Origin of the sequence: Acidovorax sp. LjRoot117 (assembly GCF_964252695.1) — a bacterium.
Lineage (GTDB): Bacteria > Pseudomonadota > Gammaproteobacteria > Burkholderiales > Burkholderiaceae_C > Acidovorax.
Genome location: NZ_CAXUPO020000009.1, coordinates 49,329 through 72,667, shown reverse-complemented (window position 1 = coordinate 72,667; position 23,339 = coordinate 49,329). Strand labels below are relative to the sequence as shown.

Below are 23,339 nucleotides of genomic sequence, written 5' to 3'. Positions count from 1 at the left end.
TCCACCAGGTGCCCGCGCAGCGGCCACAGCCACGGCCATAATCGACGCCATCGCGACTGCTATCCCCACACCGCCATGAAAGAGCCCCCTCGCCCCGCCAACGAGGATGACCGCCTGCAGGCCCTGCGCCAGCTGCTGATCCTGGACACCCCGCCCGAAGAGCGCTTCGACCGGCTCACCGCCTTCGCTGCCGACGAGTTCGACATGCCCATCGTGCTGCTGTCGCTCATCGACGAAGACCGGCAGTGGTTCAAGGCCCGCGTCGGGCTGGACGTGTGCGAGACCGGGCGCGGCATCTCGTTTTGCGGCCACGCCATCCTGCAGGACGAGACCATGGTGGTGCCCGATGTGACGCTGGACGACCGCTTTGCCGACAACCCCATGGTCACCGGCGACCCCCACATCCAGTTCTACGCCGGTGCGCCGCTCAAGATGCCGGGCGGGCAGAACATCGGCACGCTGTGCCTGATCGACCGCACACCGCGCCAACTCGACGAGGTCGACCTGGCCATCCTCGGGTCACTGCGCGACCTGGCGGTGGAAGAACTGGTGCGCCGCGCCCGCGAGGAGGTGGCCCCATGAGCCCCACCTCGCAGCAAGACATCCTGCTGGTCGAGCCCAGCTCGCTGACGGGCAGCATCATCGTGGCCACCGCGCGCCAACTGAACCTGCCGCCGGTGCGCCAGGTCAACAGCGTGCGCAACGCGCAGCAGCAGTTGACGAACAAAGGCTTCTCGGGCGTCATCGTGTCGCTGGATGAGGTGGCCGAGGCGGTGGCCCTGCTGGAGCGGGTGCGCAGCGCCCAGTTCGCGGTGGACGCCCAGGTGCCCGTGGCCGTCACCACGGACCAGGTCGACGCCTCCACCGCCGTGCAGATGAAGGCCCTGCAGGTGCGGCGCGTGCTGCTCAAGCCCTTCAAGGTGCGGGATGTGATCTCGACGATCCAGATGCTCAAAGGCACGGCGTAGCGCGCCCTGGATTTTGATTTTTTGATGCCCTATCGCTTGATATGCAAGCGGTAGCAGCTATAAAAATAGTAGCACCACAGTTGGTTTGCTGAACCAGCAACCGAGCGCCCTGCGGGCCTGCCAAACTGCCAAACGGCGAGCCGGCCAACTTGCCGAGCAATCCAACAGGCCCGCAGCCGATCCGGCTATCGCCCCATGCAGAGGGCACTCAAGCCGGCGGGCGCCTGGAGCCGCTCACCGCCCAGGCTACCTGAGCCAGGCGGCTCAGTACACCTCGGGCACGTACATCGACGCAGGCACGGGCTGGCGCAGGTACTCGGGGTTGCGCACGCGCTCGGGCAGCACCACGGTGGGGTGCGGCACCTCTTCATACGGCATCTGCGACAGCAGGTGCGCGATGCAGTTCAGCCGCGCCTTTTTCTTGTCGACGGCCTGCACCACCCACCAGGGGGCCTCGGGGATGTGGGTGCGCTCGAGCATGGTTTCCTTGGCCTTGGTGTAGGCCTCCCAGCGCACACGGCTCTCCAGGTCCATGGGGCTGAGCTTCCACTGCTTGAGCGGGTCGTGGATGCGGCCCAGAAAGCGCAGGTGCTGCTCTTCGTCGGTGATGGAGAACCAGTACTTGATGAGGCGGATGCCCGAGCGCACGAGCATCTTCTCGAACTCGGGCACGGTGCGGAAGAACTCTTCGTACTCGTCGTCCGAGCAAAAGCCCATCACGCGCTCCACGCCGGCGCGGTTGTACCAGCTGCGGTCGAACAGCACCATTTCGCCCGCGGCTGGCAGGTGCGCCACATAGCGCTGGAAGTACCACTGCGTGCGCTCACGGTCGTTCGGTGCGGGCAGTGCCGCCACGCGGGCCACGCGGGGGTTCAGGCGCTGGGTGATGCGCTTGATCACGCCGCCCTTGCCCGCGGCGTCGCGCCCCTCGAACAGGATCACCACCTTCTCGCGGCTGTGCTGCACCCAGTCCTGCAGCTTGACCAGTTCGCCCTGCAGGCGAAACAGTTCCTTGAAATATTGCTGGCGTGCGAGCTTGTCGGCGGCCGTGGGCGCGCCGATGTCGTCCACCTCGCGGTCTTCGATCTCCAGCTCCAGTTCTTCGTCGTAGCTGTCGATCAGGTCATTGGCGATGCGCTGCATCAGTTCCTGGGTGTCGAGGGCGTTGTTGTAGAGCATGGGCGTCAGGGTCTTCACACAAAGAGCGCCATGGTGCTCCCGGCGAGTGACGTTGCCGTGACAGCGGCATGACAGCACCATGATCTGTCACCGCAGCGTCACAACGGCGCTGCATCATGCACGTCCGTGCCCACGCCTGCAACCCCCGCTCCCCCCAGCCCGCCTGTTCCGGGCGCCCTCCACGCCAGCCTCAACTATGGTGGCGATGCCGCAGGGCTCATCTGCGGCTATCTGCTGGGCGACGACGCCCTGCCGCGCGAGGTGGACTCCGTGCAAGCCGCCCAGTGGCTGGCCTTGCAGGCGCAGGGCACCGCTGCCGCAGCCCCGGGCGAGTTCCTGTGGCTGCATTTCAACCTGAGCCAGGCCCAGGCCGTGCGCTGGATGGAGCGGCACGCCCACTTGCCCGAAGCGTTCTTCGACGCGCTCAAGGACCGCTCGGTCTCCACCCGCATCGAGCGCGACGACGACACGCTGATCGCGGTGCTCAACGATGCGCACTTCGACTTCGCGTTCGAGCCTTCGGACATCGCCACGCTGTGGACCAGCGTGGCGCCGCACCTGATGGTGACGGGGCGCACGCGCCCCCTGCGGTCGGTGGATGCCTTGCGCACGGCGGTGCGCAGCGGGCAGGCGCCGCGCTCCAGCGTGGGGCTGCTGGCCGAGCTGATGCGCACGCAGGCCTCGGGCCTGGTGAACATCGTGCGTGGCGTGACACAGCGCATCGACGATGTGGAGGACGCGCTGCTGGCAGGCCGCCTGGACCACAAGCGCGCCCGCCTGGGCGTGCTGCGGCGGCTGCTGGTGCGCCTGCAGCGGCTGCTGGCGCCCGAGCCCGCGGCGCTGTTCAGGCTGCTGCAGCACCCGCCCGTCTGGATGAATGCGGACGACGCCCAGGAGCTGCGCGACTCCACCGAAGAATTCTCGGTGGTGCTGCGCGACATGCAGGGCCTGCAGGAGCGCATCAAGCTGCTGCAGGAAGAGATTGCCGCCAGCGTACAGGAGGCCAACAGCCGCAGCCTGTTCGTGCTGACGGTGGTCACCGTGCTGGCCCTGCCCATCAACATCCTGGCGGGCCTGTTCGGCATGAACGTGGGCGGCGTGCCGCTGGCGGACGAGCCGCACGGCTTCTGGATCATCGTGGCGGTGGTGGTGGCCTTCACGGCCGTGGCAGGCTGGCTGGCGCTGCGGGATGCGCGCGACCGGTGAGCGAAGGGTCAGCGGCCGCTGAGCTGCTGCATCAGCGCAGCGGGGCGATTGCGCGGGGCCGGTGGCCGGGCATGTCTACAATCGCGCCCCTTGCCCGCCTCCGATTCGCCCTCCCAAGCCCTGCCCTGCCTGCCATGAACATCGTCGTCAACGAAGAACTCAAAGCCTATATCGAACCCCTGACCCCTGACGAGCACGAGGCGCTGGAGCGCAGCATCCTGGCCGAAGGCTGCCGCGATGCGCTGGTGCTGTGGGGCGATGTGCTGGTGGACGGCCACAACCGCTATGGCATCTGCCAAAAGCACGGCCTGCCTTTCCAGACGGTGCAGAACCCGCGCTTTCAGTCGATGGAAGACGTGCACCTGTGGATGATCGACCAGCACCTGGGGCGCCGCAGCGTGTCCGACTTCCAGCGCGGTGTGCTGGCCCTGCGCAAGCGGGAGATCATCGCGGACCGCAAGGCACGCGTTGCCACGGCTGCCGAACCCGCTGAGTCGGCCGCTACGACCGACATGCCGGCAGCTGCGCCCGAAGCAATGGCAGCCTTGCCCGCGCCCGACCCGTTGAGCAGCCGAGAGGCCATCGCCAAGGCTGCCCGGCTGAGCAGCAGCCAGGTGGTGATGATCGAGAAGATCCAGAAGCAGGCCGCCCCCGAACTGGTGGCCGCGGTGAAGTCCGGCACCATCTCGATCAACGCCGCTGCCGCCGTCGCCACACTGCCCGCTGAAGAACAGGTGGCCGCCGTCGCGGCGGGCAAGGACGAGCTCAAGCAGGCCGCCAAGCGCGTGCGTGAACTCAACAAGCGCAAGCCCAAGGAAGACGCCCCATCGCCAGAGGCGGAAGGCGCTGACACAGATACTGGCGCAGGCGCAAGCTCGGGCGCTGATGAACTGCAGGCACTGCGCCACCGCGTGGCCGAACTCACGGCTGAGAACACCGAGCTGCGCAGGCAGCTGTTTCAACTGCAGGCGGCCCTGCCAGCAGACGGGGCGCCGTTCTAGGCAGGGGGTTTAGTTCCGCGCTGACCCCAAGGTGCCCGGCGCGCAGGCGGCAGGCGTGCCTGCCTGCGCTGCAGCAGGTCAGCCCGCGCTGCGCAAGGCGCTCAGGCGGTCGGAGATCAGGTCGATGTCGAGGCCGTCCTCGACATGGTCGAGGTAGGTTTCCAGGTCCACCACGGCCTCCGCAGTATTGCCGCGTTCGGCATGCGCCAGGCCCCGGTCGCGCCACTCGCCCCAGGCTTGCGGCTGCAGCACGATGAGGCGGTCCAGCACGCAGATCAGCCGCTGCCAGTCCTGCTGGGTGCGGTGCACTTCCTTGAGGTTGCGAAGCATGCGCGCAATGATGTCGCGTGGCGTGGCGGCCTGCAGGTACAGGCCCAGGGGCACGTCGTAGTCGTCCACCAGGCCGCTCTGGCGCTTGTAGGGCTCCAGCCGCTCGGACAGCTCCTCGCGGCTGAGCGACTGGCCCGAGATCGGGTCGAGCACCACCTGCCCCTTGGGCAGCAGCACCTTGACCATGAAGTGCCCCGGGAAGGCGATGCCGCGCGCGTGCAGGCCCAGGCCCTGCGCCAGTTCCATCCACAGGATGGCCAGCGAGATCGGAATGCCCCGACGGGTGCGCAGCACGGCGTTGAGGTAGCTGTTCTCGGGGTCGTAGTAGTTGTTGATGTTGCCGGCAAAGCCCAGGTCGGCAAAGAAGAACTGGTTGAGCGTGCGCAGGCGCTGCAGCGCGGGCGCATCGACCGGCAGGCGGCGCTTGATGCGCGCAAGCAACTGGTCCATGTCGCCCAGCAGCAGCTGCACGTCCATTTCGGGGTACTCGTCCTGGGCGAGGCTGGCGGCGGCTTCCAGCAGCGGAAAGTGGTCGTCGCTCTGCACCAGCGATGCAAAGTACTCGAGCGAGGTGGGCACGGAAAGACTCAGGGGCATGGCGTTGTTGTAAGTGCACCCTGCCCTGGCGTCAAGCTGCACAAACCCAGGTTTTGCCAGGCTGTTACCAGCATCACCGGCATCAGCGCCGCAGCAACTGGCGCAGCTTGAGCCCCGCCGCCCACAGCGCGCCGAAATACAGCGCGGCAGCGGCCGCCATGAGCGCCGCCAGCAGCCCTATGCGCCGCAGGGTCTGCCCCTTCATGTCCACCCAGTCGAAATGCTGCGAGCCCCAGAGCAGCAGCACGGCCAGCAAGGCGCTGGCGGCAATCACCTGCAAGGCGAACATGCCCCAGCCCGGCAGCGGCTGGTAGCTGCCGCGCCGCAGCAGGCCGATCAGCAGCCACAGCGCGTTGACCAGGGCCCCGAGACCAATCGACAAGGCCAGGCCCGCGTGGGCGATGAAAGGCACCAGCGCGATGTTGAGCAACTGCGTGATGACCAGCACGGCAATGGCGATCTTCACGGGCGTGCGCACGTCCTGGCTGGCGTAGTAGCCGGGCGCCAGCACCTTGATGGCGACGATGCCGATCAGCCCGGCGCCGTAGCCCGACAGCGCGAGCGCAATCTGCCCCACATCGTCGTCGGTGAGCTTGCCGTAGTGGAACAGCGTGGCCACCAGCGGTGTGGAAAAGGTCAGCAGCGCCACCGCGCAGGGCACGGCCAGCAGCACCACGATGCGCAGGCCCCAGTCGAGCATGGCCGAGTACTTCTCGGCATCGCCCGCCGCCTTGGCCGCCGTGAGCTGTGGGGTGAGCACCACGCCCAGCGCCACGCCCAGCAGCGCGGTGGGGAATTCCATCAACCGGTCCGCATAGAACAGCCAGGTCACACTGCCCGGCGCCAGGTACGAGGCGATCTGCGTGTTGATCATGAGCGAGATCTGCGCCACCCCCACGCCCAGCACCGCCGGCCCCATGAGCGTGAGCACGCGGCGCACGCTGGGGTCGGCCCAGGCGGCACGCACGGTGCCCCAGGTGACGCCGATGCGCGGCATGAGACCCAGGCGCACCAGGGCCGGTATCTGCACGGCCAGCTGCAGCACGCCCCCCAGCATCACACCGCCGGCCATGGCGTAGATGGGCTCGATGCCGCGGGCCTCCAGCTGCGGCGCACCCAGCCAGGCCGCGGCGATCATGCACACGTTGAGCAGCACGGGCGATGCGGCGGGCACGGCGAAGTGCTTCCAGGTGTTGAGGATGCCCGCCGACAGCGCCACCATGGACATGAAGCCGATGTACGGGAACATGAAACGCGTCATCAGCACCGCGGCGTCGTAGGCCTCGGCGTTCTGGCGCAGGCCGCTGGCCAGCGCCCATACCAGCAGCGGCGCGCCGACCACGCCCAGGATGCAGACGAGCAGCAACACCCAGGCCAGGGCGGTGGCCACCGCGGAGATGAGCTTGTGCGTGGCTTCCTCGCCCTGCTGCGTCTTGGCGGTGCCCAGCACCGGCACGAAGGCCTGGCTGAACGCCCCTTCGGCAAACAGCCGCCGGAACAGGTTGGGGATGCGGAAGGCGACCTGGAAGGCGTCGGTCAGCGCGTTGGCCCCGAACATCGAGGCCATGAGCAACTGGCTCATGAGTCCCGTCACACGGGAGGCCAGGGTCAGCAGGGAAACGGTGGAGGCGGCTTTGAGCAATGACACCGCTGGAGTGTATTACCCCTGTGCCGCTGCGCGGCTTCACCCCATGGGGGACGTATCGGGCGGCACGGCGAAGCCCACGCCCTGGTTGCGCAGGCGATGGCGCTGCGCCGGCTTTTGAGTGTGGTGGCAGCTGAAACCCGGTCTGGGCTATAATCGCGGGCTTTGCTGGCATCATCCTCAGACTCAAGGAACTAAATCATGGCATCCGCTAAACCCAAGAAGAAGAACCCGCGCCTGGCGTCGGGCCGCAAGCGCGTCCGTCAGGACACCAAGCTGAACGCAGCCAACACCTCGCTGCGCTCCAAATACCGTACCGCTGTCAAGAACGTCGAAAAGGCTGTTCTGGCTGGCGACAAGACCAAGGCGACCGAACTGTTCGCCAAGATGCAAGCCGTGGTGGACTCCGTGGCCGACAAGGGCATCTTCCACAAGAACAAGGCTGCTCGCGACAAGAGCCGTCTGTCTGCCAAGGTGAAGACCCTGGCTCTGGCAGCCGCTTAAAACTCATTTTCCGCCTGATTCACTTCAGGCAAACAGCCCGAACGGCATGTGCCGTTCGCCGTTTGTAACGGGTGCGCTGCCAGCAAACGAACAAAACCGCCTTCGGGCGGTTTTTTCGTTTCCGAACGCTTTGCGCCGATTTGGCGCTCAATATCCAGAGCCGTCGCCCCAGAATGCACGCCATCCGGCTTTACGGCGAATTATGGATTGATCATAATTATTGGAATTTCATAAAAACCTATAAACCATGACGTTCCGCCGCACCGCCCTTGCCGAGCAGATGGCCACGCAGTTGCTCAGGCCCTCGTTCCTGGACACGTCCCTGCGCTCCGGGCTGTTCCTGTCGGGCCAGCGCCGGGTGGGCAAGACCACGTTCCTCGCAACCGACCTCATCCCTGTGCTCGAGGCGCTGGGCGCCATCGTGGTCTATGTGGATTTGTGGAGCCAGCCCCAGGCCAACCCCGCGGACCTGGTGCACGAGGCCATCCGCAAGACGCTCAAGGACCTGCAGACGCCCGGCTCGGGCATCTTGAAGCGCCTCAAGGACGTGGCCAGCGTCGAGGCCGGGGCGGCGGGGTTCAAGTTTGGCTTCAAGCTGGCCGACGTGGGCAAGGACGACGGCACCACCTTGGCCCACGCCTTCGAGGCACTGATCGACCAGGCCAGAACGGACGTGGTGCTCATCATCGACGAGGTGCAGCACGCCCTGGGCAGCGCCGACGGCGACCACCTGCTGCACGCGCTCAAGGCCGCGCGCGACGCCATCAACACCCGCCCCGACACTCCTGGCTACTTCTTGTTCATCGGCACCGGCTCACACCGCGCGCGCGTGCAGGAGCTCACGCTCAAGGGCAACCAGGCCTTCAACGGCGCGGTGACCAACGAGTTTCCGGTGTTGGGGCGGGACTTCATCGACTACGTGCTGGATCAGGTCCGCCCGCAGCTGGGCGCCATGCTGCCTTCGGCCGACGTCACAGAATCTGCCTTTCGCAGCATGGGCAGCCGGCCGGAGGAGCTGATGAAAGCGCTCAACGTGCTGCGCAGCCTGCCCGCCGACGCGCTGCCGGACGAACACCTGCCCACCATTGCCCAGTCGCTGGGCGCCGCGGCAGCCGATGTGGAGCTGCAAAAGGTAGAAGCCATGGGCCCGCTGGCAGAGGCGGTGTTCTCGCGCATCTGCAGCATCGGCGGCGACGTGAAGGGCGTGTTCACCGGCGAAGCGCTCAAGGCCTATGCGGCGCAGATTGGCCGCGATGTCACCGCGCAGGAGGTGCAGGGCATCATCGGCATGATGACGTCCGCCAACCTGCTCATGCGTGTGAAGCACGGGCACTACGGCGTGACCGACCCGTTCGTGGAAAAGGCCTGGATGAACCGGCTGCAGGCGGACCAGTTGCTGCGCGCGGGGCCTGCGGGCAGCAACGTCCAGCGCTAAACAACCCCGGCGCTGCGCTCCTTCAGCCCTTGGGCGGCGGGTCGGGCAGCAGGCAGGCCTCGGCCACCTGCAGGTTGTTGTCGCGTGCGAAGTTGATGACGAAATCCCACGCCATGGGCTCGTGCCCTTGCAGGTCGCGGTGCACCACCACGCACTTGACGCCATTGAGCGTCGTCGGAATGCACCACGGCGAGTAGCTCAGATGGCTGCCAGGCCGCGCCCCGCCCGGGCGGAAGCTGCTCATCACCCCGGCCAGCCGCTCGGCCCAGTCACTGGGGCGAAAGGTCTTCCCGTCGTGGGTGATGCCCTGGATGAAGACTTCTTTGGAGGAGGGGGAAACCATCGGGGGATTGGAGTGGTAGTAAGGGCGCCCCAAGGCAGGATCACTGCATGCTGCACCGCAACGCGACATTCTAACTCTTATATAAGAGCTACCCCTCTAATCCACGGCCGGCATCGGGAATCAGGCCCGGATTGCTGCCAACGCACGGCATTGCAGTAATGCGCAATCGTCAACAGCCGTTCACCGTGCTCCCCCTAGAATCGTGCTTCGCTTTCTCGGGCTTTGATCCCAACAGGGCAGCCCATTCACCGCACCGTCAGGAGATTTCTGCATGACCGCTACCACCCCGGCAGCTTCGCCCCACGTGATGAACACCTATGGCCGCGTCCCCATCGCGCTGGCCCGCGGTCAGGGCAGCCGAGTCTGGGACGTCAACGGCAAGGAATACCTGGACGGCCTGGGCGGCATCGCCGTGAACACGCTGGGCCACAACCATGCCAAGCTCGTGCCCGCGCTGCAGGACCAGCTCACCAAGCTGATCCACACCTCCAACTACTACCACGTGCCGCTGCAAGAGCAGCTCGCCGCCAAACTGGTGGAGCTGTCGGGCATGCAGAACGTGTTCTTCTGCAACTCGGGCCTCGAAGCCAACGAGGCGGCCCTCAAGATCGCCCGCAAGTTCGGCGTGGACAAGGGCATCGCCAAGCCCGAGATCGTGGTGTACGAGAAGGCGTTCCATGGCCGCTCCATCGCCACCATGTCGGCCACCGGCAACCCCAAGATCCACAACGGCTTCGGCCCGCTGGTCGAAGGCTTCATCCGCGTGCCGCTCAACGACATCGAGGCCATCAAGAAGGCCACCGAAGGCAACCCCAACGTGGTGGCCGTGTTCTTCGAGACCATCCAGGGCGAAGGCGGCATCAACGGCATGCGCATCGAATACCTGCAGCAGCTGCGCAAGCTGTGCGACGAGCGCGGCTGGCTCATGATGATCGACGAAGTGCAGTGCGGCATGGGCCGCACCGGCAAGTGGTTCGCCCACCAATGGGCGGGCATCGTGCCCGACGTGATGCCCCTGGCCAAGGGCCTGGGCTCGGGCGTGCCGATCGGCGCGGTGGTGGCCGGCCCCAAGGCCGCCAACGTGCTGCAGCCCGGCAACCACGGCACCACCTTCGGCGGCAACCCGCTGGCCATGCGCGCCGGGGTCGAGACCATCCGCATCATGGAAGAAGATGGCCTGCTGTCCAACGCCGCAAAGGTGGGCGACCACCTGCGCGCGGCGCTGCAGCGCGAGCTGGGCAGCCTGCCGGGCGTCAAGGACATCCGCGGCCAGGGCCTGATGCTGGGCATCGAGCTTGCCAAGCCCTGCGGCGCGCTGATCGCCCGCGCGGCCGAGGCTGGCCTGCTGCTGTCGGTCACGGCAGACACCGTGATCCGCCTGGTGCCCCCACTGATCCTGACTACCGCCGAGGCCGACGAGATCGTCGCCAAGCTGACCCCGCTGGTCAAAGCCATCCTGGCTGAATGAAGAGCAAGCACGCCATGACGCTGAAACATTACCTGCAGTTCAACGACCTCACCGCCGACGAATACGCGTACCTGTTCGAGCGCGCCGCGCTCATCAAGAAGAAGTTCAAGGCCTACGAAAAGCACCACCCCCTGGTGGACCGCACGCTGGCCATGATCTTCGAGAAAGCCAGCACGCGCACGCGCGTGAGCTTCGAGGCCGGCATGTACCAACTGGGCGGCTCCGTGGTGCATCTGACCACGGGCGACAGCCAGCTGGGCCGCGCCGAGCCCATCGAAGACAGCGCCAAGGTCATCAGCCGCATGGTCGACCTGGTGATGATCCGCACGTATGAACAAGCCAAGATCGAAAGCTTTGCCGGCAACTCGCGCGTGCCCGTCATCAACGGCCTGACCAACGAATACCACCCCTGCCAGATCCTCGCGGACATCTTCACCTTCATCGAGCACCGCGGCGCCATCAAGGGCAAGACCGTGGCGTGGGTGGGCGACGGCAACAACATGGCCAACACCTGGCTGCAGGCGGCATCGCTGCTGGGCTTCAAGGTGCATGTGAGCACGCCGCGCGGCTACGAAGTGGACGAGAAACTGGCCGCTGGCGACCGTGGAATCAGCGCTGGCAGCTATCAATTCTTTAGCAACCCGCTCGAAGCCTGCCAAGGCGCCGACCTGGTGACCACCGATGTGTGGACCAGCATGGGCTACGAGGCCGAGAACGAAGAGCGCAGATTAGCCTTTGCCGACTGGTGCGTGGACACCGAGATGATGGCCGCCGCCAAGCCGGATGCCCTCTTCATGCACTGCCTGCCCGCCCACCGCGGCGAAGAGGTCGAAGCCGATGTGATCGACGGGCCGCAGTCGGTGGTCTGGGACGAGGCAGAAAACAGGATGCACGTGCAGAAGGCACTCATGGAGTACCTTCTGCTCGGAAGCGTGGCCTGATTCACTGCTCCACCATGCCCTGGCGCCGCCAGCCCGTCCACAGCGCCCAACTGCAGGCGCGCTGGAACGCGCTGGGCCAGGCGCTGGGCCGCGACACCCCCGCCTGGCGCGCCGAGGGCCGCCGCCTCATCCTGAGCTGGGCCCACTGGCCCCGCGCGTACCACGACACCACGCACCTGTGGGCCTGCCTGCGGCACCTGCAGGCCGTGCAGGACCGGCAGCCCGGTGTCCTGCAAGACCCCCATGCGGTGGCCCTGGCGCTGTGGTACCACGACGCGGTCTACTGGCCGTGGAGCAAGCACAACGAGCAGCGCAGCGCTGACTGGGCCGTGCGCTTCCTGCGCAGCCAGGGACTGCCCGAAACCATGGTTCTCAGCGTGCACCAGCACATCCTCGACACCCGCCACAACCCGGGCACCCTGGCCGGTGATGCGCAATGGGTTGTCGATATCGACCTGTCCATCCTCGGCCAGAGCGAGGCGGTCTACCGCCAGTTCGAGCGCAACGTGCGGCGTGAATACTTCTTTGTCCGCTGGCCGCGTTACGTGGCGGGCCGCAGCGCGGTGCTGCAGGGGTTTGTGGACCGGCCGCGGATTTATGGCTCGGAGTGGTTCCACGAGCGCTGTGAGGCACAGGCGCGCGCAAACCTCCAGAACGCCTTGCAAGCCCTTTCCTCAGGCCGCTTGTACGGCTGAGCGGGTCACGGCGCAACTCCGCGCAGGGCTCAGTCCAACCGCAGGCTCATCAGCGCAGCGTCGAAGTACGCCCCGTCAAGACACACGGCCTCCGGCTCCACACCGTATGTCGAGAAACCCAGCGACCGGCACAGCTGGGCCGCCGCATCGTTGGGCAAATACATCATGAGATTGATCCGCCGCGCACCTTGAGCACGTGCGTGCTCAATGGCCCGCACAACCAGCCTGCGCGCAAAACCTCGGCGTCTGAACCGTGGGGAAACAAAAGTGCCCCACAACAATACCTTGTGGCGAGACGATGCGAATTTGCTCTGCCATGCCACGGCTGCCGTCCCCGCCAACACACCATCGCAAAAGACTCCGAATACGGCATTCGGCGCCGGATACGCCAGTTGCTCCCTGAAGCCGTCCAGAGAGCGGCTCAGTTCTTCTTCCAACGTGAGACCCATGGGTATCGGGTTGTCCGCTGTCAGTTCGCGGCGCAGCGACGAAAACACCTCCGCATTGGCGGCAGACAGCTGCCGCAGTTCGATCAAAGCGTTGGGAGCATCCATGATTTCCAGGCGATGGGTAGACAGGTGGGATTGAACCGCTCAGCGCAGCCAGAGGCAAGACAAGGCGGCAGCCACCGTCAGAACTGCGTGCCCACCGTCAGGTACACACGCGGTGTCAGCCGCATGCTGCTGGTGCTCAGTAGCGGCACCGGGCCCGATGCATCTACCCGGTCGCGGCGAAAGCGTGCGTCCCCCACGTTGTAGATACCGAGCCGCCAGTAACCCAGGCCCCGCACCAACTGCCCCACGTACACATCCAGCATCGCATGGGCACGGCTGCGCCCCGTCAACACCGGGTCGACATTCTGGTCTGCAGGCCCGGTCATCGACAGCGTGGCGCCGCCGTACCAACCGCCGCCGCGCGGCATAGGGCGGGCCGCAGTCAACGTGACGATGTAGCGGGCTTGCCCGGGAATGCGCTGGCCCTCGTTGCGCCCACTGGTCATGCGCGACTGCAGCAGGCTGGCGTTGGCAGACAGCGTCCAGTCGCTGGCCAGCCCCAGCCAACCCAGGCCGGTGCGGGCGTCCGCCTCCAGGCCCCAGACCATGGCGTCGCCCACGTTGCTGCGCTGCTCCACCCAGCGCGCGCCCTGTAGCTGGAGCGTGGGCGCGAGCGCATCGCTCACCCTGCGCACGAAAACGTTCAAGCCCATGTGGCCCGCCGCCAGCCGGCGCTCAAAGCCTGTGTCCAGCGTCCACGTCACTTCAGGGCGCAGGTTCGGGTTGCCCATGGTGTCGGGGTTGCTCAGGCTGTTGCTGCCCTGGCTGGGAATGGTCCGGTCCACCAGGTCCCACACGCGCGGCAGCTGCGTTACGCGGGCCAGGTTGAAGCGCCATTGCAGATCGTCGGACAGCGGTGTGCGCGTGTGCAGCGAGGGCTGCAAAATGTTCCATTGCCGCTGGCCCGCCACCAGCGAGCTGCCACCATGGAGCGTGACCTGCTCGCCCCGCAACCCGAGGGTGAGCGTGGTGTTGGCGGGCAGCTCCCATTCGTTTTGCCCCCACAGTACGGCGCGGCGGATTCCAGACTCCAACGCAGTGTTCGACGGCAACTCGCCACTCGCTGTCGTGCGGACGTGCAACTGACGGTCTTCCAGCTGCGCACCCACGCTCCAGAGCAAAGCGCTGGTGGTGCCGGTGAGCTTGGTACTCAGGCTCACCAGGTCCTCCCGCCGGTCATCCAGAAAGCTGTAGCTGTCGGTCACTGCAGCGGCCCCCGCCATTCCCGCAGCGCGGACCAGCGTTCCATCGCGGTCCACGGTGTCACTTGCCCGGCTTGTGGCGAGTGTGGTTTCGAGCTTGCTGGCGGCAAAGCGGTGCGTCCAGTCGGCCGCGGCCTGCAGGTAGCGGCGCTCGTAACGGTGCGCTTCCTGTGAACTCAGCGCATAGGTTCCATCACCGCTACCCACGCTGACAGACTCGCCGGCAAACTCGCCCCGGCTGAGCGTTGCGCGCAGCGTGAGCTGGTCTTGCGCCGACAGCCGACCGCTGACGCGCGGGACCAACGCATAGTCGGTGCGCCGGTAGCGAGCGCTGGTGTCCGACTGGGCGACTTCCACACCCGGACGCTGCGTGCTGCGGTGGGTGTCCGAGCCCAGCAGCAGCCCTGTGGCCGACGCGGCCACGAAGTACGACCACGGCGGGCTGGGCGCTGCATCACTCTCAGCGCCAGCCCGTGTCGGCGTGGCGCCGATAGGACCCGTGCGCGAGAAGAAGGCCTGGCCCGCATCGCGCCCCCACACATGGTTGTCCGTCAGGCGCAGCACTGTCTCGCGCTTGACCGTGGCCTGGCGCAGCACGATGTTGACGGTGCCGCCCGTGGCGCCTGAGAATTCCGCAGTGGGCGCGCGTACCACCTCGATGCGCTCGATCAGCTCTGGCGGCAGTTGGTCGATGGGCAACTGCGATCGCTTGCTGCCTACGCGCTGTCCATCCACCAGCAACTGGGTCGCGCCACGGTCCATGCCGCGCATGCGAATCTCCACACTGCCGTCCCCTGACGGCGTCACCTGCACACCGGGCAACTGACGCAGCACATCGGCCACCGAGAAAGCGCCCATCTGCTCGATGTCGTTGCGGTCGACCACCACCAGCGAGCCCGCAGCAAAGAAGCGCTGCTCAAGCGAGCGGCGCGCCGTCACCGTCACGCCCTCCAGTTGCGGGGGTGCACCCGCGCCCTCGGCCTGACCCTGGGCCCACGCAGCATGGCCCGCCAGACAAGTCATCCACATCGCGGCATGGCGCTTGATTTTTCTCATACCTACCCTCCTCCGGTCATTGTCCAGCGCGTGTCTTAAGCGCAGCCAAAGACGGCGCGCCAACATGCTGTTGCCCCGTCCAACCGTGGTGCAAACCGCCACAATCCCCCCCATGCACATCCTGCTCATCGAAGACGACCTGGACCTGGGCCGGGCCCTGCAGTCGGCGCTGAAGGTCGAGGGACTGACCAGCGAGTGGCTGCGCCGCGCGGTGGACGCGCCCGCCACGGTGGATGCCACCACCGTGGACTGCGTGCTGCTGGACCTGACGCTGCCCGACGGCAGCGGGTTCGACCTGCTGGCGCGCTGGCGGGCGCAGGGCGAGCAGGTGCCCGTCATCGTGATCACCGCGCGCTCGGCGGTGGAGGACCGGCTGGCGGGACTGGACGGCGGCGCGGACGACTTTGTGATCAAGCCCTTTGCCACGGCCGAGCTGATGTCGCGCATCCGCGCGGTGCTGCGCCGCAGCGCGCGGCAGGCCAGCGAGCGCTGGGTGCTGGGCGAGCTGGTGATCGAGCCCCGGCGCCACCAGGTGCGGCGTGGCAGCGAGGCGCTGGACTTGTCGCCGCGCGAGTTTCAGCTGCTGCTGGAGCTGGCACGCGAGCCTGGCGCCGTGGTGCCCAAGGGCGTGATCGCGCAGCGGCTGGACCCGCTGGGCGAGCCGGTGGACTTTGGCGCCATCGAAGTGCATGTGTCCAACCTGCGCCGCAAGATCGGGCCGGAGCTGATCCGTACGGTGCGCGGCGTGGGCTACCTGCTTCAAGCATGAGCGCACGCACGACATTGCGCGCCAGATGGCAGCGGCTGGCCGAGCCCACCCTGGTGCGCCGCAGCGTGGTATCGGTGCTGCTGGCGTTTGTGCTGGTCTGGGGGGTGTTGCTGTGCTACATCTTCATGACCTACAAACACACCATCACCAACGACCCGGGCCTGCAAAAGTACGGAGACGCCCTGCTGGTGTCTCTGCAGGACGTGACCAACCCCGCACACGCTGCAGCAGCCATCGACTCCACCGAAACGTGGACCTACATACGACGCCGCCAGATTGGCATTTTTCCTGGCAAGACACTGCACGCACTCAGTGATGCAGACGGCAATCCGGTGTTTGCCTCGCATGAGTTGAAGACCCTGAATCTACCCCCCAGGCACCCGGAGGCGGTGGGCGTGATTACCGAAGCCATCGCAGAGGGCACCGTGTACCGCATCTACACAGGCCACAACGCCCGGTGGGCCTTGCAGGTGTTCGAGCCCAAGCGCACGGATGCAGCCTTTCTGGCTTACAACGGCCGCTTCATCCTGCCCTATCTGCTGCTGGCCATGCCCTTCGTGCTGGTGCCCGTGTGGCTGTCGGTGCGCAACGGCCTCAAGCCGCTGCAGCAGTTGGCCAGCCGCATTGCCCGGCGCAACAACGACGACCTGCAGCCCGTGGGCTTCGACGCACAGCACCGCGAGCTCAAACCGCTGGAGCAGTCCCTGGACACCCTGCTGGCCCGCATGCGCCAGAAAGTCGAACGCGAGCGCGCCTTCGTGCAGGACGCCGCCCACGAGATCCGCACGCCGCTGGCCGTCATCACCGCCCAAGCCCATGTCATGGCACGTTCGCAAAGCGAAGCCGAGCGCACGCAGGCCCAGGCGCACCTGGAGCAGGCCATCGCCCGCACATCGCACCTGGCGCAGCAGCTGCTGGACCTGGCCGCGCTCGATGAAGCGCAGCGCCCTACTCCGCGCGACCTGGACGTGGCGCAGTGGCTGCGCGCCGCGCTGGCGCAGGCCGCGCCGCGGGCCATGGCCCGGCAGATCGAACTGTCGCTGGACGCGCCCGACAGCCTGACTACGCGGCTGGACCTGCCCGCGCTGGAATCGGTGGTGCACAACCTGCTGGACAACGCGGTGCGCTACTCGCTCGCAGGCGGCACGGTGGCTGTCGGCCTGCGGGTGGACGACGGTGGCACAACGCTGCAATTGGCGGTGCAGGACGACGGGCCGGGCATTCCGGCGGCCGAGCAGGGCAAGGTGTTCGAACGCTTCTACCGCGGCCCGGGCCACGCGGCCAGCAGCGGAAGCCACAACGATGCAGGCCATGCCACCAACGGCTCCGGTCTGGGCCTGGCCATCGTGCGCCAGGCCGCGCTGCGCATGGGCGGGCAAGTGCGGCTGGGCCAGGGACTGGGCGGGCGGGGCGTGGGCTTCTTCGTGGAGATACCGCTGGCGGCGCGCCGGGGCTGATGCGGCGCTGACCGGAGCGGGCCATGGCCGTCGTGACAACCGCTGGCCATCTGCCTGATGAGCTGCAGCCTCAGCGAACTCGCGGCCTGATGAACTGCAGCCTCAGCGAACTCACCATCCGTTCGGGCTGAGCCTGTCGAAGCCAGGGCATGCCCCCAGCGTGCAAGGCTTCGACGGGCTCAGCCCGAACGGATTGGGGGTATGTGACGCATGTGGCCATCCGAGCCATCCAAGCCATCCAAGCCATCCAAGCCATCCAAGCCTATTAGATGCTCCAGCGCCCTCTACCGCTTGATGGACAAGCGCAAGGAGCTACAAATAATATAGCAACCCAAATCAATGCCGCGAGCGTGGCATGGCCACTGTTTTCTCGGCAGCCTCGCCCGGCGACGATGCTGCAGGACCGCAGCCACCGCCACCGCTACTGCAGCTGCTGCACCCCCCACCGCCGTCCCCGCTGCCGCAGCCCGGTGCCTGCACCAACGCCGGGTGCACCCTTCCCAGGCGTTGCCGCCAACCCTGCGGCATGTAGCGCCACGCCACGTAGAGCATGGCAACGGCCACGATCACGCCGACGATGATGTCCTGGGCCATGGTTGTCTACCCTCCACCCATCGCCAGTGCGATGCGGTACGTCACGAAGCTGGCCAGGTAGGCCAGCGCAAACAGGTACGCCGTCATGATCAACGGGTACCGCCAGCTGTTGGTCTCGCGCTTGACGGTGGCGATGGTCGACAGGCACTGCGGCGCGAAGATGAACCACACCAGCAGCGACAGCGCCGTGGCCAGTGACCATTGGGCGGCGATCAGCGGGCCCAACTGCGCGGCGGTCTCCTCGCCCGTGGCCGACAGCGCATACACGGTGCCCAAGGCCCCCACGGCCACCTCGCGCGCGGCCATGCCGGGCACCAGGGCGATGGAGATCTGCCAGTTGAAGCCGATGGGCGCGAACACCACCGCCAGCAGGCTGCCGATTTTGCCCGCCAGGCTGTATTCGATGGCGGGCCCGGTGGCGCCCACCGGTGGCGCCGGGAACGACGACAAGAACCACAGCAGCACGGTGAGCGCCAGGATGATGCCGCCCACGCGGCGCAGGAAGATCTTGGCGCGCTCCCACAGGCCGATGGCCAGGCTGCGCACGCTGGGCCAGCGGTAGGTGGGCAGCTCCATCAGCAGCGGCGCGGCACCGGTGTTGGTGCGCGCCAGCCGGGCCACGGCGGCCACCGCCATGGCGCTGACGATGCCGGCCACGTACAGCGCGAACAGCACCAAGCCCTGCAGGTTGAACACACCGGCCACCGTCTGCTCCGGGATAAAGGCCGCGATGAGCAGCGCATACACCGGCAAACGTGCCGAGCAGGTCATGAGCGGCGCGATCATGATCGTCACCAGCCGGTCGCGCCAGCTCGGGATGGATCGCGTGGCCATGATGCCCGGGATGGCACATGCAAAGCTCGACAGCAGCGGGATGAACGAGCGGCCCGACAGGCCCACCACGCCCATCACCCGGTCCAGCAAAAACGCCGCGCGCGGCAGGTAGCCCGAGTCTTCCAGCACCAGGATGAAGAAGAACAGGATCAGGATCTGCGGGAGGAACACCACCACCCCGCCCGCGCCGGCGATGATGCCGTCGGTGAGCAGGCTGCGCAGCGTGCCCTCGCCCATGTTCGCGTTGACCCACGCGCCCGCGGCCTCGGTGGCGGCCTTGATCCAGTCCATGGGCGCAGCGGCCCAGCTGAACACCGCCTGGAACATCAGGAACAGCGTCACGGCCAGCAGCACCATGCCCCACACCGGGTGCAGCACCACCGCGTCGATGCGGTCGTCGCGGTGCAGGCTGACCTGCGGCGCGCGCACTGCCAGGTCGATGATGCGGCGCACCTGCTGGTGCAGCTGCATCACCTGCTGCTGCGCGCTGCCTTCGGGCATCGCCAGCGGCACCTGCGCGGCGGCCAGCGCCGCAGGCTGCACCGTGTCCAGCCATTGCACCAGTTCTTGCGCACCGCCGCCCCGCACGCCCACGGTGGCCAGCACCGGCATGCCCAGCTCACGCGCCAGCGCCTCGCGGTCGATCACGATGCCCTGGCGCTCGGCCACGTCGCTCATGTTCAGTACCAGCACCATGGGCAGCCCCAGGGCGCGGGCCTCCAGCACCAGGCGCAGGTTGAGCCGCAGGTGGGTGGCATCGGTCACGCAGACCAGCACCTCGGGCGCCGGCTCGCCTGCCCGCTGCCCGGTGACGATGTCGCGCGTGACGGCTTCGTCCATGCTTTGCGCATGCAGGCTGTAGGCGCCCGGCAAGTCCAGCACGCGCACGCGCCTGCCGCTGGCGGTCTGCAGCGAGCCTTCCTTGCGCTCGACCGTCACGCCCGCATAGTTGGCCACCTTCTGGCGGGCACCCGTCAGCAGGTTGAAGAGCGCGGTCTTGCCGCAGTTGGGGTTGCCCAGCAGGGCGATGCGCAGCGGGGCGGTTGTCGATGGCGCGGTGGTGGAGGTGCCCTGCGCGCTCATGGCTGCACCTCGACGCCGATTTGCACCTGCACCATCGACGCCTCGCTGCGGCGCAACGCAAACGTGGCCTGCCCCACCCGCACCGCAATCGGGTCCACCCCAAAACCACCGCGCGCGACCACACGCACCGCCTCGCCAGGGAGAAATCCGATCTCCATCAGACGCAGCACCGTGCCTTCTTCCTGCTCGCCGCTGGCGCTATGCAGGCCCGTCACCAGCGCAGGGGTGTGCAGGGGCAGCCGGTCAAGGGCTGTGGATGGCGCGGGGCTGTTGGCAGTGGAGGACTGCTGCGGCAAAGCGGCGCTGTCGTGCGGGGTGATCATCGGGCGCTGTTTTCTTTAAATGTTATTGATTCTCATTTTAATGACACTGGGTTTTGGGGATTGGTTCCGTCAGAGGGCGGATTGATACAGCGTAAATGCGCTCCGGTGCTGACACCGAGTTGCGCGCCGCGCGCTTTGGCGCTGATTTACGTCGCCTTTGGCGCGAAATGTCGCAGCCTTTGGCGCTCTTCATCCGCTGTAACGGCTCTGCCACTAATCTATTTAAAAAGCAAGATGGAACCTGCGAGCAAGAGGTCACCGGTCTTTTTGCTCAGGCCCGGACTTGATTGCTGGGAGTCGTGCCGGCACGATAAAGCCTCGAAACATAGGAGGTACCATGCTGACTCACCTGACGATTGACGCCCTGAAACTGCGAATCTTGGACATCCTCCGGCACGACGATCGGACCTACGGCCATCTGTCCGAGGTGAGCGATGCAATAGTGATCATGCAGCGCGTCTTACCAGGCGATACCAATTGGACCCTCGGCGACTGGGCGCCTTTTAAAAGGCTCAGCCCGGATTTGAAGGCCGCGCTGCTGGAGGCAGAGATTGAGGCCCAAACCCTCTTTCGCCTGCAAACCCCACCGCTTGGGAGCAGCGCAATTTCGGCCGTCTGATATGTCGGAGTTGATAGAGCCTCCAGGCCTAATCCGTACCGCCAGCGCGCCGGGCAGCGCCCGGGCCCAGTCTGATCGGAAACAAGCAGCGTGGCCCTGCAGGCTTGTGGAGCTGCGCTTCTGCGGCGTTTACCTCCCGGCAGGCCTGATCTTGACTCGACCGATAAATACCGGCTGGATAGTGACAAAGGACATCGACGCTCAAGTTTGGTTGTCGGGATTTCACACTTCGCTGAATCCAGACCAGGACACTTCATCTGTCAGTCCGCTTGTGGTGCGAAGCGTGCGCCAGAACGCGGACGGAACGTTCCTCCTGCAGGGCACGGCCTGGGATGCCGGTCACCTAAACCAATGGCCGCAGGACTGGCTTTGTGGCTCTGGGAATGAGGCCGTGACCGCAGCGCTTCGCAACATGGACCCCTGGCTTCGCCAACGCTACACCGGCAGGTGGGGTTCCTTTGGGAGCTAGCCCAGTTTGTAGTTGCTGATCAGCACCTCGGCCGCCTCCTTCTTGTCCGTGCCGCTGATGCTGTAACGGGTCTTCACCGCCTCGATGCGGAAGTTGTCGAACACCTCCCGTACCCCAGGCGTGTCATTCAGGCTCAAGATGAACTTGCCCTTCACGGCCCCCAGGAGGCCCGCCAAGCGCCCAAAATCCTCCTTGCCGAACAACCCCTCGCCGTAGTCCTTCTCGCAGTCCCAATACGGCGGGTCGATGTAGAAAAACGTGCCCGGCTTGTCAAACCGCTGGATGACCTGGTCGTAGGGCTTGTTCTCGATGAACACCCGTGCCAGGCGCAGATGCGCTTCGCTCAGGTCCTCCTCGATCCGCAGCAGGTTCAGCCGAGGCGCCCCGGTCGCCGATATGCCGAAGGTCGGCTTGACGATCTTGGCGCCGAAGCTCGACTTTGCCAGGTAAAAGAACCTGGCCGCCCGCTGGATGTCGGTGAGGGTGTCGGCAGGCGTTATGAGGAACCGGTCGAACTCGTCGCGCGACACCAGCATCCAGCGGAACTGGGTGACCAGTTCGGCCAGGTGGAACTTCACGCACCGATAAAGGTTGGTGAGGTCCGAGTTGATGTCGTTGATGATCTCGACCTTGCTTTCCGGCTTTTTAAAGAGCACCCAGGCCGCTCCTGCGAACACCTCGCAGTAGGTCTGGTGAACCGGAATCTTCTCGATGATCCGGTCGGCCAGGCGGCTCTTGCCGCCCAGCCATGCCAAAGGGCTTTTCGTTGCTTGCGTCTTCATTGCTCATTGCTTTGTGACGCTCGCGGCGCTCTGGCTTGGGGCTCGGCCCGCTGCGATCAGCGGGGCTGGCTCTCCAGTGGTTCATGCACCCGCAGCGCGGGCACTTGATCTCGACTACTCCATCGGCCCGGGCCAGCAGCTTGCTGCACCGTCCGCATCTCACTTCCATCATCTCGGCATCACCTATGATCAGCCCCGCCTAGCTAGGTGGCAGGGTCTTTGGTCGATGCCGTGCTCACTCACGGCGGAGGCGTTTGCCGGGGGTGTTAGCGCACCCCTTGCACTCGCCCTGTCTTTTTTTATGGCTGGTGCTCTCTGTTTTCCGCTTCGACCACATGGCGCAGGGTGGCAGGGTCCAAACGAAACGCCTGCTCAGGGGCAACGCCCCCCGCCTCGGCCGCGAGCTGGCTGCACACCGTTTTGCGGCGCGAGGGCGGCCGGATCACAGTGATCAGCCAGCCCACCCAGCCCAAAATCAAACGCCAGCTATATGGTTCACCCTCGCGTCGCTTGATGCGCTGAGCGGCAAGCATCGGGTCTCGGCGGTACGGCTGCAGGTGCCAATGCTCGGGTTTGAGCGCGATCCGCTTGAAGCGCACGCCCCCGCGCTTGCCAGCTCTGCGCGAATGCTTCGGCAACCGCTCCCAGGCCACGCTGCTGGCGCACCACAGCGCGCCCGTTGCATCCGGCTGGCACGTTCCATCGGGCATCAGGCCGTCCACGCCGTCGCCGGGTTCGAACACGACCTCGGTGTGGCTTTCCTTGGACTGCAGACGGAACCGAATCAGCCGATTGGCGATGCCCTGGATGCCGGGCCGGATGGTGATGTAAGACGCGAGCAGCATGGTTAGCCTCCCAGCCCCTTGACATAGCGCTCGTACTCGGTGGTGGGGGCGCTCAAGATGGCGGCCTTCTTCGTAGGCGTCATCGGGCCGCTACCGGGCGCCCAAGGCTGTGCGGTGGGCTGGTTCGTGGCGATCAGCATGTCGATGCTGGCACCGATGCGAGGGTCGCGCAGGTCGATGTACTTGCGCACACCCGTCAAAGTCTGCACGGCCCTGCAGGCGCCGTGATCGCTGGCAGCGATGGCGAGCGCATCGGTACCAAAACGGTCGTAGAACGGGCCCACATCGATCCACCACATGCGCGGGTCTTCGCTGTTTGGTCTCGACTGCACTTCCGCGACGCGCCAAGCACCCTCTGGGTAGTTGGCCGCCGCGAACTCCACGTCAGCGTCGATTTCGTTGGCTACGTCGCCCTGCTCATTCAGAATTTCGATCCGCAT

At 66.2% G+C, this 23,339-nt stretch carries 26 protein-coding genes; 13 read left to right on the top strand and 13 right to left on the bottom strand.

Going from position 1 to position 23,339, the window contains the following annotated elements; translation table 11 throughout:
- Positions 1 to 75 precede the first annotated feature (75 nt).
- Both ACSQ3D_RS20450 and ACSQ3D_RS20445 read left to right on the top strand, forming a co-directional pair.
- Positions 76 to 582, top strand: a complete 507-nt coding sequence (locus tag ACSQ3D_RS20450) for a GAF domain-containing protein (RefSeq protein WP_056416940.1) — start codon at positions 76 to 78, stop codon at positions 580 to 582.
- Entirely contained in the window at positions 579 to 968 is a 390-nt protein-coding gene (locus ACSQ3D_RS20445) for a histidine kinase (protein WP_056416938.1), read from the top strand. The genes ACSQ3D_RS20450 and ACSQ3D_RS20445 overlap by 4 nt, the downstream gene beginning before the upstream one ends.
- Before the next feature lie 264 nt (positions 969 to 1,232).
- Here ACSQ3D_RS20445 and ppk2 read toward each other — a convergent pair whose 3' ends face one another.
- Positions 1,233 to 2,147 carry a polyphosphate kinase 2 gene (gene ppk2 / locus ACSQ3D_RS20440; protein ID WP_056169174.1) on the bottom strand — a complete coding sequence of 305 codons (915 nt, stop codon included), beginning with the start codon at positions 2,145 to 2,147 and terminating at the stop codon, positions 1,233 to 1,235.
- Between the two features lie 126 nt (positions 2,148 to 2,273).
- Between ppk2 and ACSQ3D_RS20435 the strand changes: the two genes are divergently transcribed.
- Positions 2,274 to 3,353 carry a transporter gene (locus ACSQ3D_RS20435; protein ID WP_436128122.1) on the top strand — a complete coding sequence of 360 codons (1,080 nt, stop codon included), beginning with the start codon at positions 2,274 to 2,276 and terminating at the stop codon, positions 3,351 to 3,353.
- Positions 3,354 to 3,487: 134 nt separating this feature from the next.
- Complete coding sequence (locus tag ACSQ3D_RS20430; protein WP_436128121.1) at positions 3,488 to 4,354, top strand: plasmid replication/partition related protein; 867 nt, start codon at positions 3,488 to 3,490, stop codon at positions 4,352 to 4,354.
- Positions 4,355 to 4,432: 78 nt separating this feature from the next.
- Here ACSQ3D_RS20430 and ACSQ3D_RS20425 read toward each other — a convergent pair whose 3' ends face one another.
- The gene (locus tag ACSQ3D_RS20425) at positions 4,433 to 5,281 is read right to left on the bottom strand and encodes a SirB1 family protein (RefSeq protein WP_396503637.1); all 849 of its coding nucleotides are present in this window, start codon (positions 5,279 to 5,281) and stop codon (positions 4,433 to 4,435) included.
- Positions 5,282 to 5,363: 82 nt separating this feature from the next.
- Complete coding sequence (gene murJ, locus ACSQ3D_RS20420; RefSeq protein ID WP_056416930.1) at positions 5,364 to 6,929, bottom strand: murein biosynthesis integral membrane protein MurJ; 1,566 nt, start codon at positions 6,927 to 6,929, stop codon at positions 5,364 to 5,366.
- A 198-nt stretch (positions 6,930 to 7,127) separates the two neighbouring features.
- Here murJ and rpsT point away from each other — a divergent pair, with 198 nt between their 5' ends.
- A complete protein-coding gene (rpsT, locus tag ACSQ3D_RS20415; protein WP_056167912.1) occupies positions 7,128 to 7,430 on the top strand; it encodes a 30S ribosomal protein S20 in 303 nt (100 codons plus the stop codon).
- Between the two features lie 247 nt (positions 7,431 to 7,677).
- Complete coding sequence (locus ACSQ3D_RS20410; RefSeq protein ID WP_436128120.1) at positions 7,678 to 8,865, top strand: AAA family ATPase; 1,188 nt, start codon at positions 7,678 to 7,680, stop codon at positions 8,863 to 8,865.
- Positions 8,866 to 8,887: 22 nt separating this feature from the next.
- On the opposite strand, the gene ACSQ3D_RS20405 is transcribed toward ACSQ3D_RS20410, so the two are convergent.
- Positions 8,888 to 9,208, bottom strand: coding sequence for a DUF3579 domain-containing protein (locus ACSQ3D_RS20405; protein WP_056416924.1), 321 nt, complete (start codon positions 9,206 to 9,208; stop codon positions 8,888 to 8,890).
- 271 nt (positions 9,209 to 9,479) lie between these two features.
- Here ACSQ3D_RS20405 and ACSQ3D_RS20400 point away from each other — a divergent pair, with 271 nt between their 5' ends.
- From ACSQ3D_RS20400 to ACSQ3D_RS20390, 3 genes are read left to right on the top strand one after another with little or no spacing between them, the layout of a single operon-like run.
- Positions 9,480 to 10,676, top strand: a complete 1,197-nt coding sequence (locus tag ACSQ3D_RS20400; RefSeq protein ID WP_436128119.1) for an aspartate aminotransferase family protein — start codon at positions 9,480 to 9,482, stop codon at positions 10,674 to 10,676.
- Positions 10,677 to 10,690: 14 nt separating this feature from the next.
- Positions 10,691 to 11,617 (top strand): ornithine carbamoyltransferase, encoded by a 927-nt coding sequence (argF, locus tag ACSQ3D_RS20395; protein ID WP_436128118.1) that lies wholly within the window; start codon positions 10,691 to 10,693, stop codon positions 11,615 to 11,617.
- Between the two features lie 14 nt (positions 11,618 to 11,631).
- The gene (locus tag ACSQ3D_RS20390) at positions 11,632 to 12,312 is read left to right on the top strand and encodes an HD domain-containing protein (protein WP_436128117.1); all 681 of its coding nucleotides are present in this window, start codon (positions 11,632 to 11,634) and stop codon (positions 12,310 to 12,312) included.
- A 29-nt stretch (positions 12,313 to 12,341) separates the two neighbouring features.
- Here the strand turns inward: ACSQ3D_RS20390 and ACSQ3D_RS20385 are convergent, their stop codons facing one another.
- Both ACSQ3D_RS20385 and ACSQ3D_RS20380 read right to left on the bottom strand, forming a co-directional pair.
- The gene (locus tag ACSQ3D_RS20385; RefSeq protein ID WP_436128116.1) at positions 12,342 to 12,866 is read right to left on the bottom strand and encodes an N-acetyltransferase family protein; all 525 of its coding nucleotides are present in this window, start codon (positions 12,864 to 12,866) and stop codon (positions 12,342 to 12,344) included.
- A gap of 77 nt (positions 12,867 to 12,943) precedes the next feature.
- Positions 12,944 to 15,124: a TonB-dependent receptor plug domain-containing protein gene (locus ACSQ3D_RS20380; protein WP_436128115.1), complete on the bottom strand. Its 2,181-nt coding sequence runs from the start codon at positions 15,122 to 15,124 to the stop codon at positions 12,944 to 12,946.
- Positions 15,125 to 15,236: 112 nt separating this feature from the next.
- On the opposite strand from ACSQ3D_RS20380, the gene ACSQ3D_RS20375 reads away from it, so the two are divergent.
- Complete coding sequence (locus ACSQ3D_RS20375; RefSeq protein WP_056167888.1) at positions 15,237 to 15,893, top strand: response regulator; 657 nt, start codon at positions 15,237 to 15,239, stop codon at positions 15,891 to 15,893.
- Positions 15,890 to 17,350 (top strand): sensor histidine kinase, encoded by a 1,461-nt coding sequence (locus ACSQ3D_RS20370; RefSeq protein WP_436128114.1) that lies wholly within the window; start codon positions 15,890 to 15,892, stop codon positions 17,348 to 17,350. The genes ACSQ3D_RS20375 and ACSQ3D_RS20370 overlap by 4 nt, the downstream gene beginning before the upstream one ends.
- Positions 17,351 to 17,686: 336 nt before the next feature.
- Here the strand turns inward: ACSQ3D_RS20370 and ACSQ3D_RS20365 are convergent, their stop codons facing one another.
- The 3 genes from ACSQ3D_RS20365 to ACSQ3D_RS20355 are packed head-to-tail and all read right to left on the bottom strand — an operon-like array spanning position 17,687 to position 20,184.
- A complete protein-coding gene (locus ACSQ3D_RS20365; RefSeq protein ID WP_056416908.1) occupies positions 17,687 to 17,944 on the bottom strand; it encodes a hypothetical protein in 258 nt (85 codons plus the stop codon).
- Between the two features lie 6 nt (positions 17,945 to 17,950).
- Positions 17,951 to 19,861 carry a ferrous iron transporter B gene (gene feoB, locus ACSQ3D_RS20360; RefSeq protein ID WP_436128113.1) on the bottom strand — a complete coding sequence of 637 codons (1,911 nt, stop codon included), beginning with the start codon at positions 19,859 to 19,861 and terminating at the stop codon, positions 17,951 to 17,953.
- Complete coding sequence (locus ACSQ3D_RS20355) at positions 19,858 to 20,184, bottom strand: FeoA family protein (protein ID WP_436128112.1); 327 nt, start codon at positions 20,182 to 20,184, stop codon at positions 19,858 to 19,860. Before ACSQ3D_RS20355 ends, feoB begins: the two co-directional genes overlap by 4 nt.
- A gap of 95 nt (positions 20,185 to 20,279) precedes the next feature.
- On the opposite strand from ACSQ3D_RS20355, the gene ACSQ3D_RS20350 reads away from it, so the two are divergent.
- Both ACSQ3D_RS20350 and ACSQ3D_RS20345 read left to right on the top strand, forming a co-directional pair.
- Positions 20,280 to 20,471, top strand: coding sequence for a hypothetical protein (locus ACSQ3D_RS20350; protein ID WP_436128111.1), 192 nt, complete (start codon positions 20,280 to 20,282; stop codon positions 20,469 to 20,471).
- A gap of 50 nt (positions 20,472 to 20,521) precedes the next feature.
- The gene (locus ACSQ3D_RS20345; protein ID WP_436128110.1) at positions 20,522 to 20,803 is read left to right on the top strand and encodes a hypothetical protein; all 282 of its coding nucleotides are present in this window, start codon (positions 20,522 to 20,524) and stop codon (positions 20,801 to 20,803) included.
- Positions 20,804 to 21,268: 465 nt separating this feature from the next.
- Here ACSQ3D_RS20345 and ACSQ3D_RS20340 read toward each other — a convergent pair whose 3' ends face one another.
- From ACSQ3D_RS20340 to ACSQ3D_RS20325, 4 genes are all read right to left on the bottom strand, one after another.
- Positions 21,269 to 22,027, bottom strand: coding sequence for a DNA adenine methylase (locus ACSQ3D_RS20340; RefSeq protein ID WP_436128109.1), 759 nt, complete (start codon positions 22,025 to 22,027; stop codon positions 21,269 to 21,271).
- A complete protein-coding gene (locus tag ACSQ3D_RS20335; RefSeq protein WP_436128200.1) occupies positions 21,918 to 22,223 on the bottom strand; it encodes a Com family DNA-binding transcriptional regulator in 306 nt (101 codons plus the stop codon). Before ACSQ3D_RS20335 ends, ACSQ3D_RS20340 begins: the two co-directional genes overlap by 110 nt.
- Before the next feature lie 130 nt (positions 22,224 to 22,353).
- Complete coding sequence (locus tag ACSQ3D_RS20330; RefSeq protein WP_436128108.1) at positions 22,354 to 22,899, bottom strand: hypothetical protein; 546 nt, start codon at positions 22,897 to 22,899, stop codon at positions 22,354 to 22,356.
- Between the two features lie 2 nt (positions 22,900 to 22,901).
- On the bottom strand, positions 22,902 to 23,339 hold the full coding sequence (locus ACSQ3D_RS20325; RefSeq protein ID WP_436128107.1) for a hypothetical protein: 438 nt from the start codon (positions 23,337 to 23,339) through the stop codon (positions 22,902 to 22,904).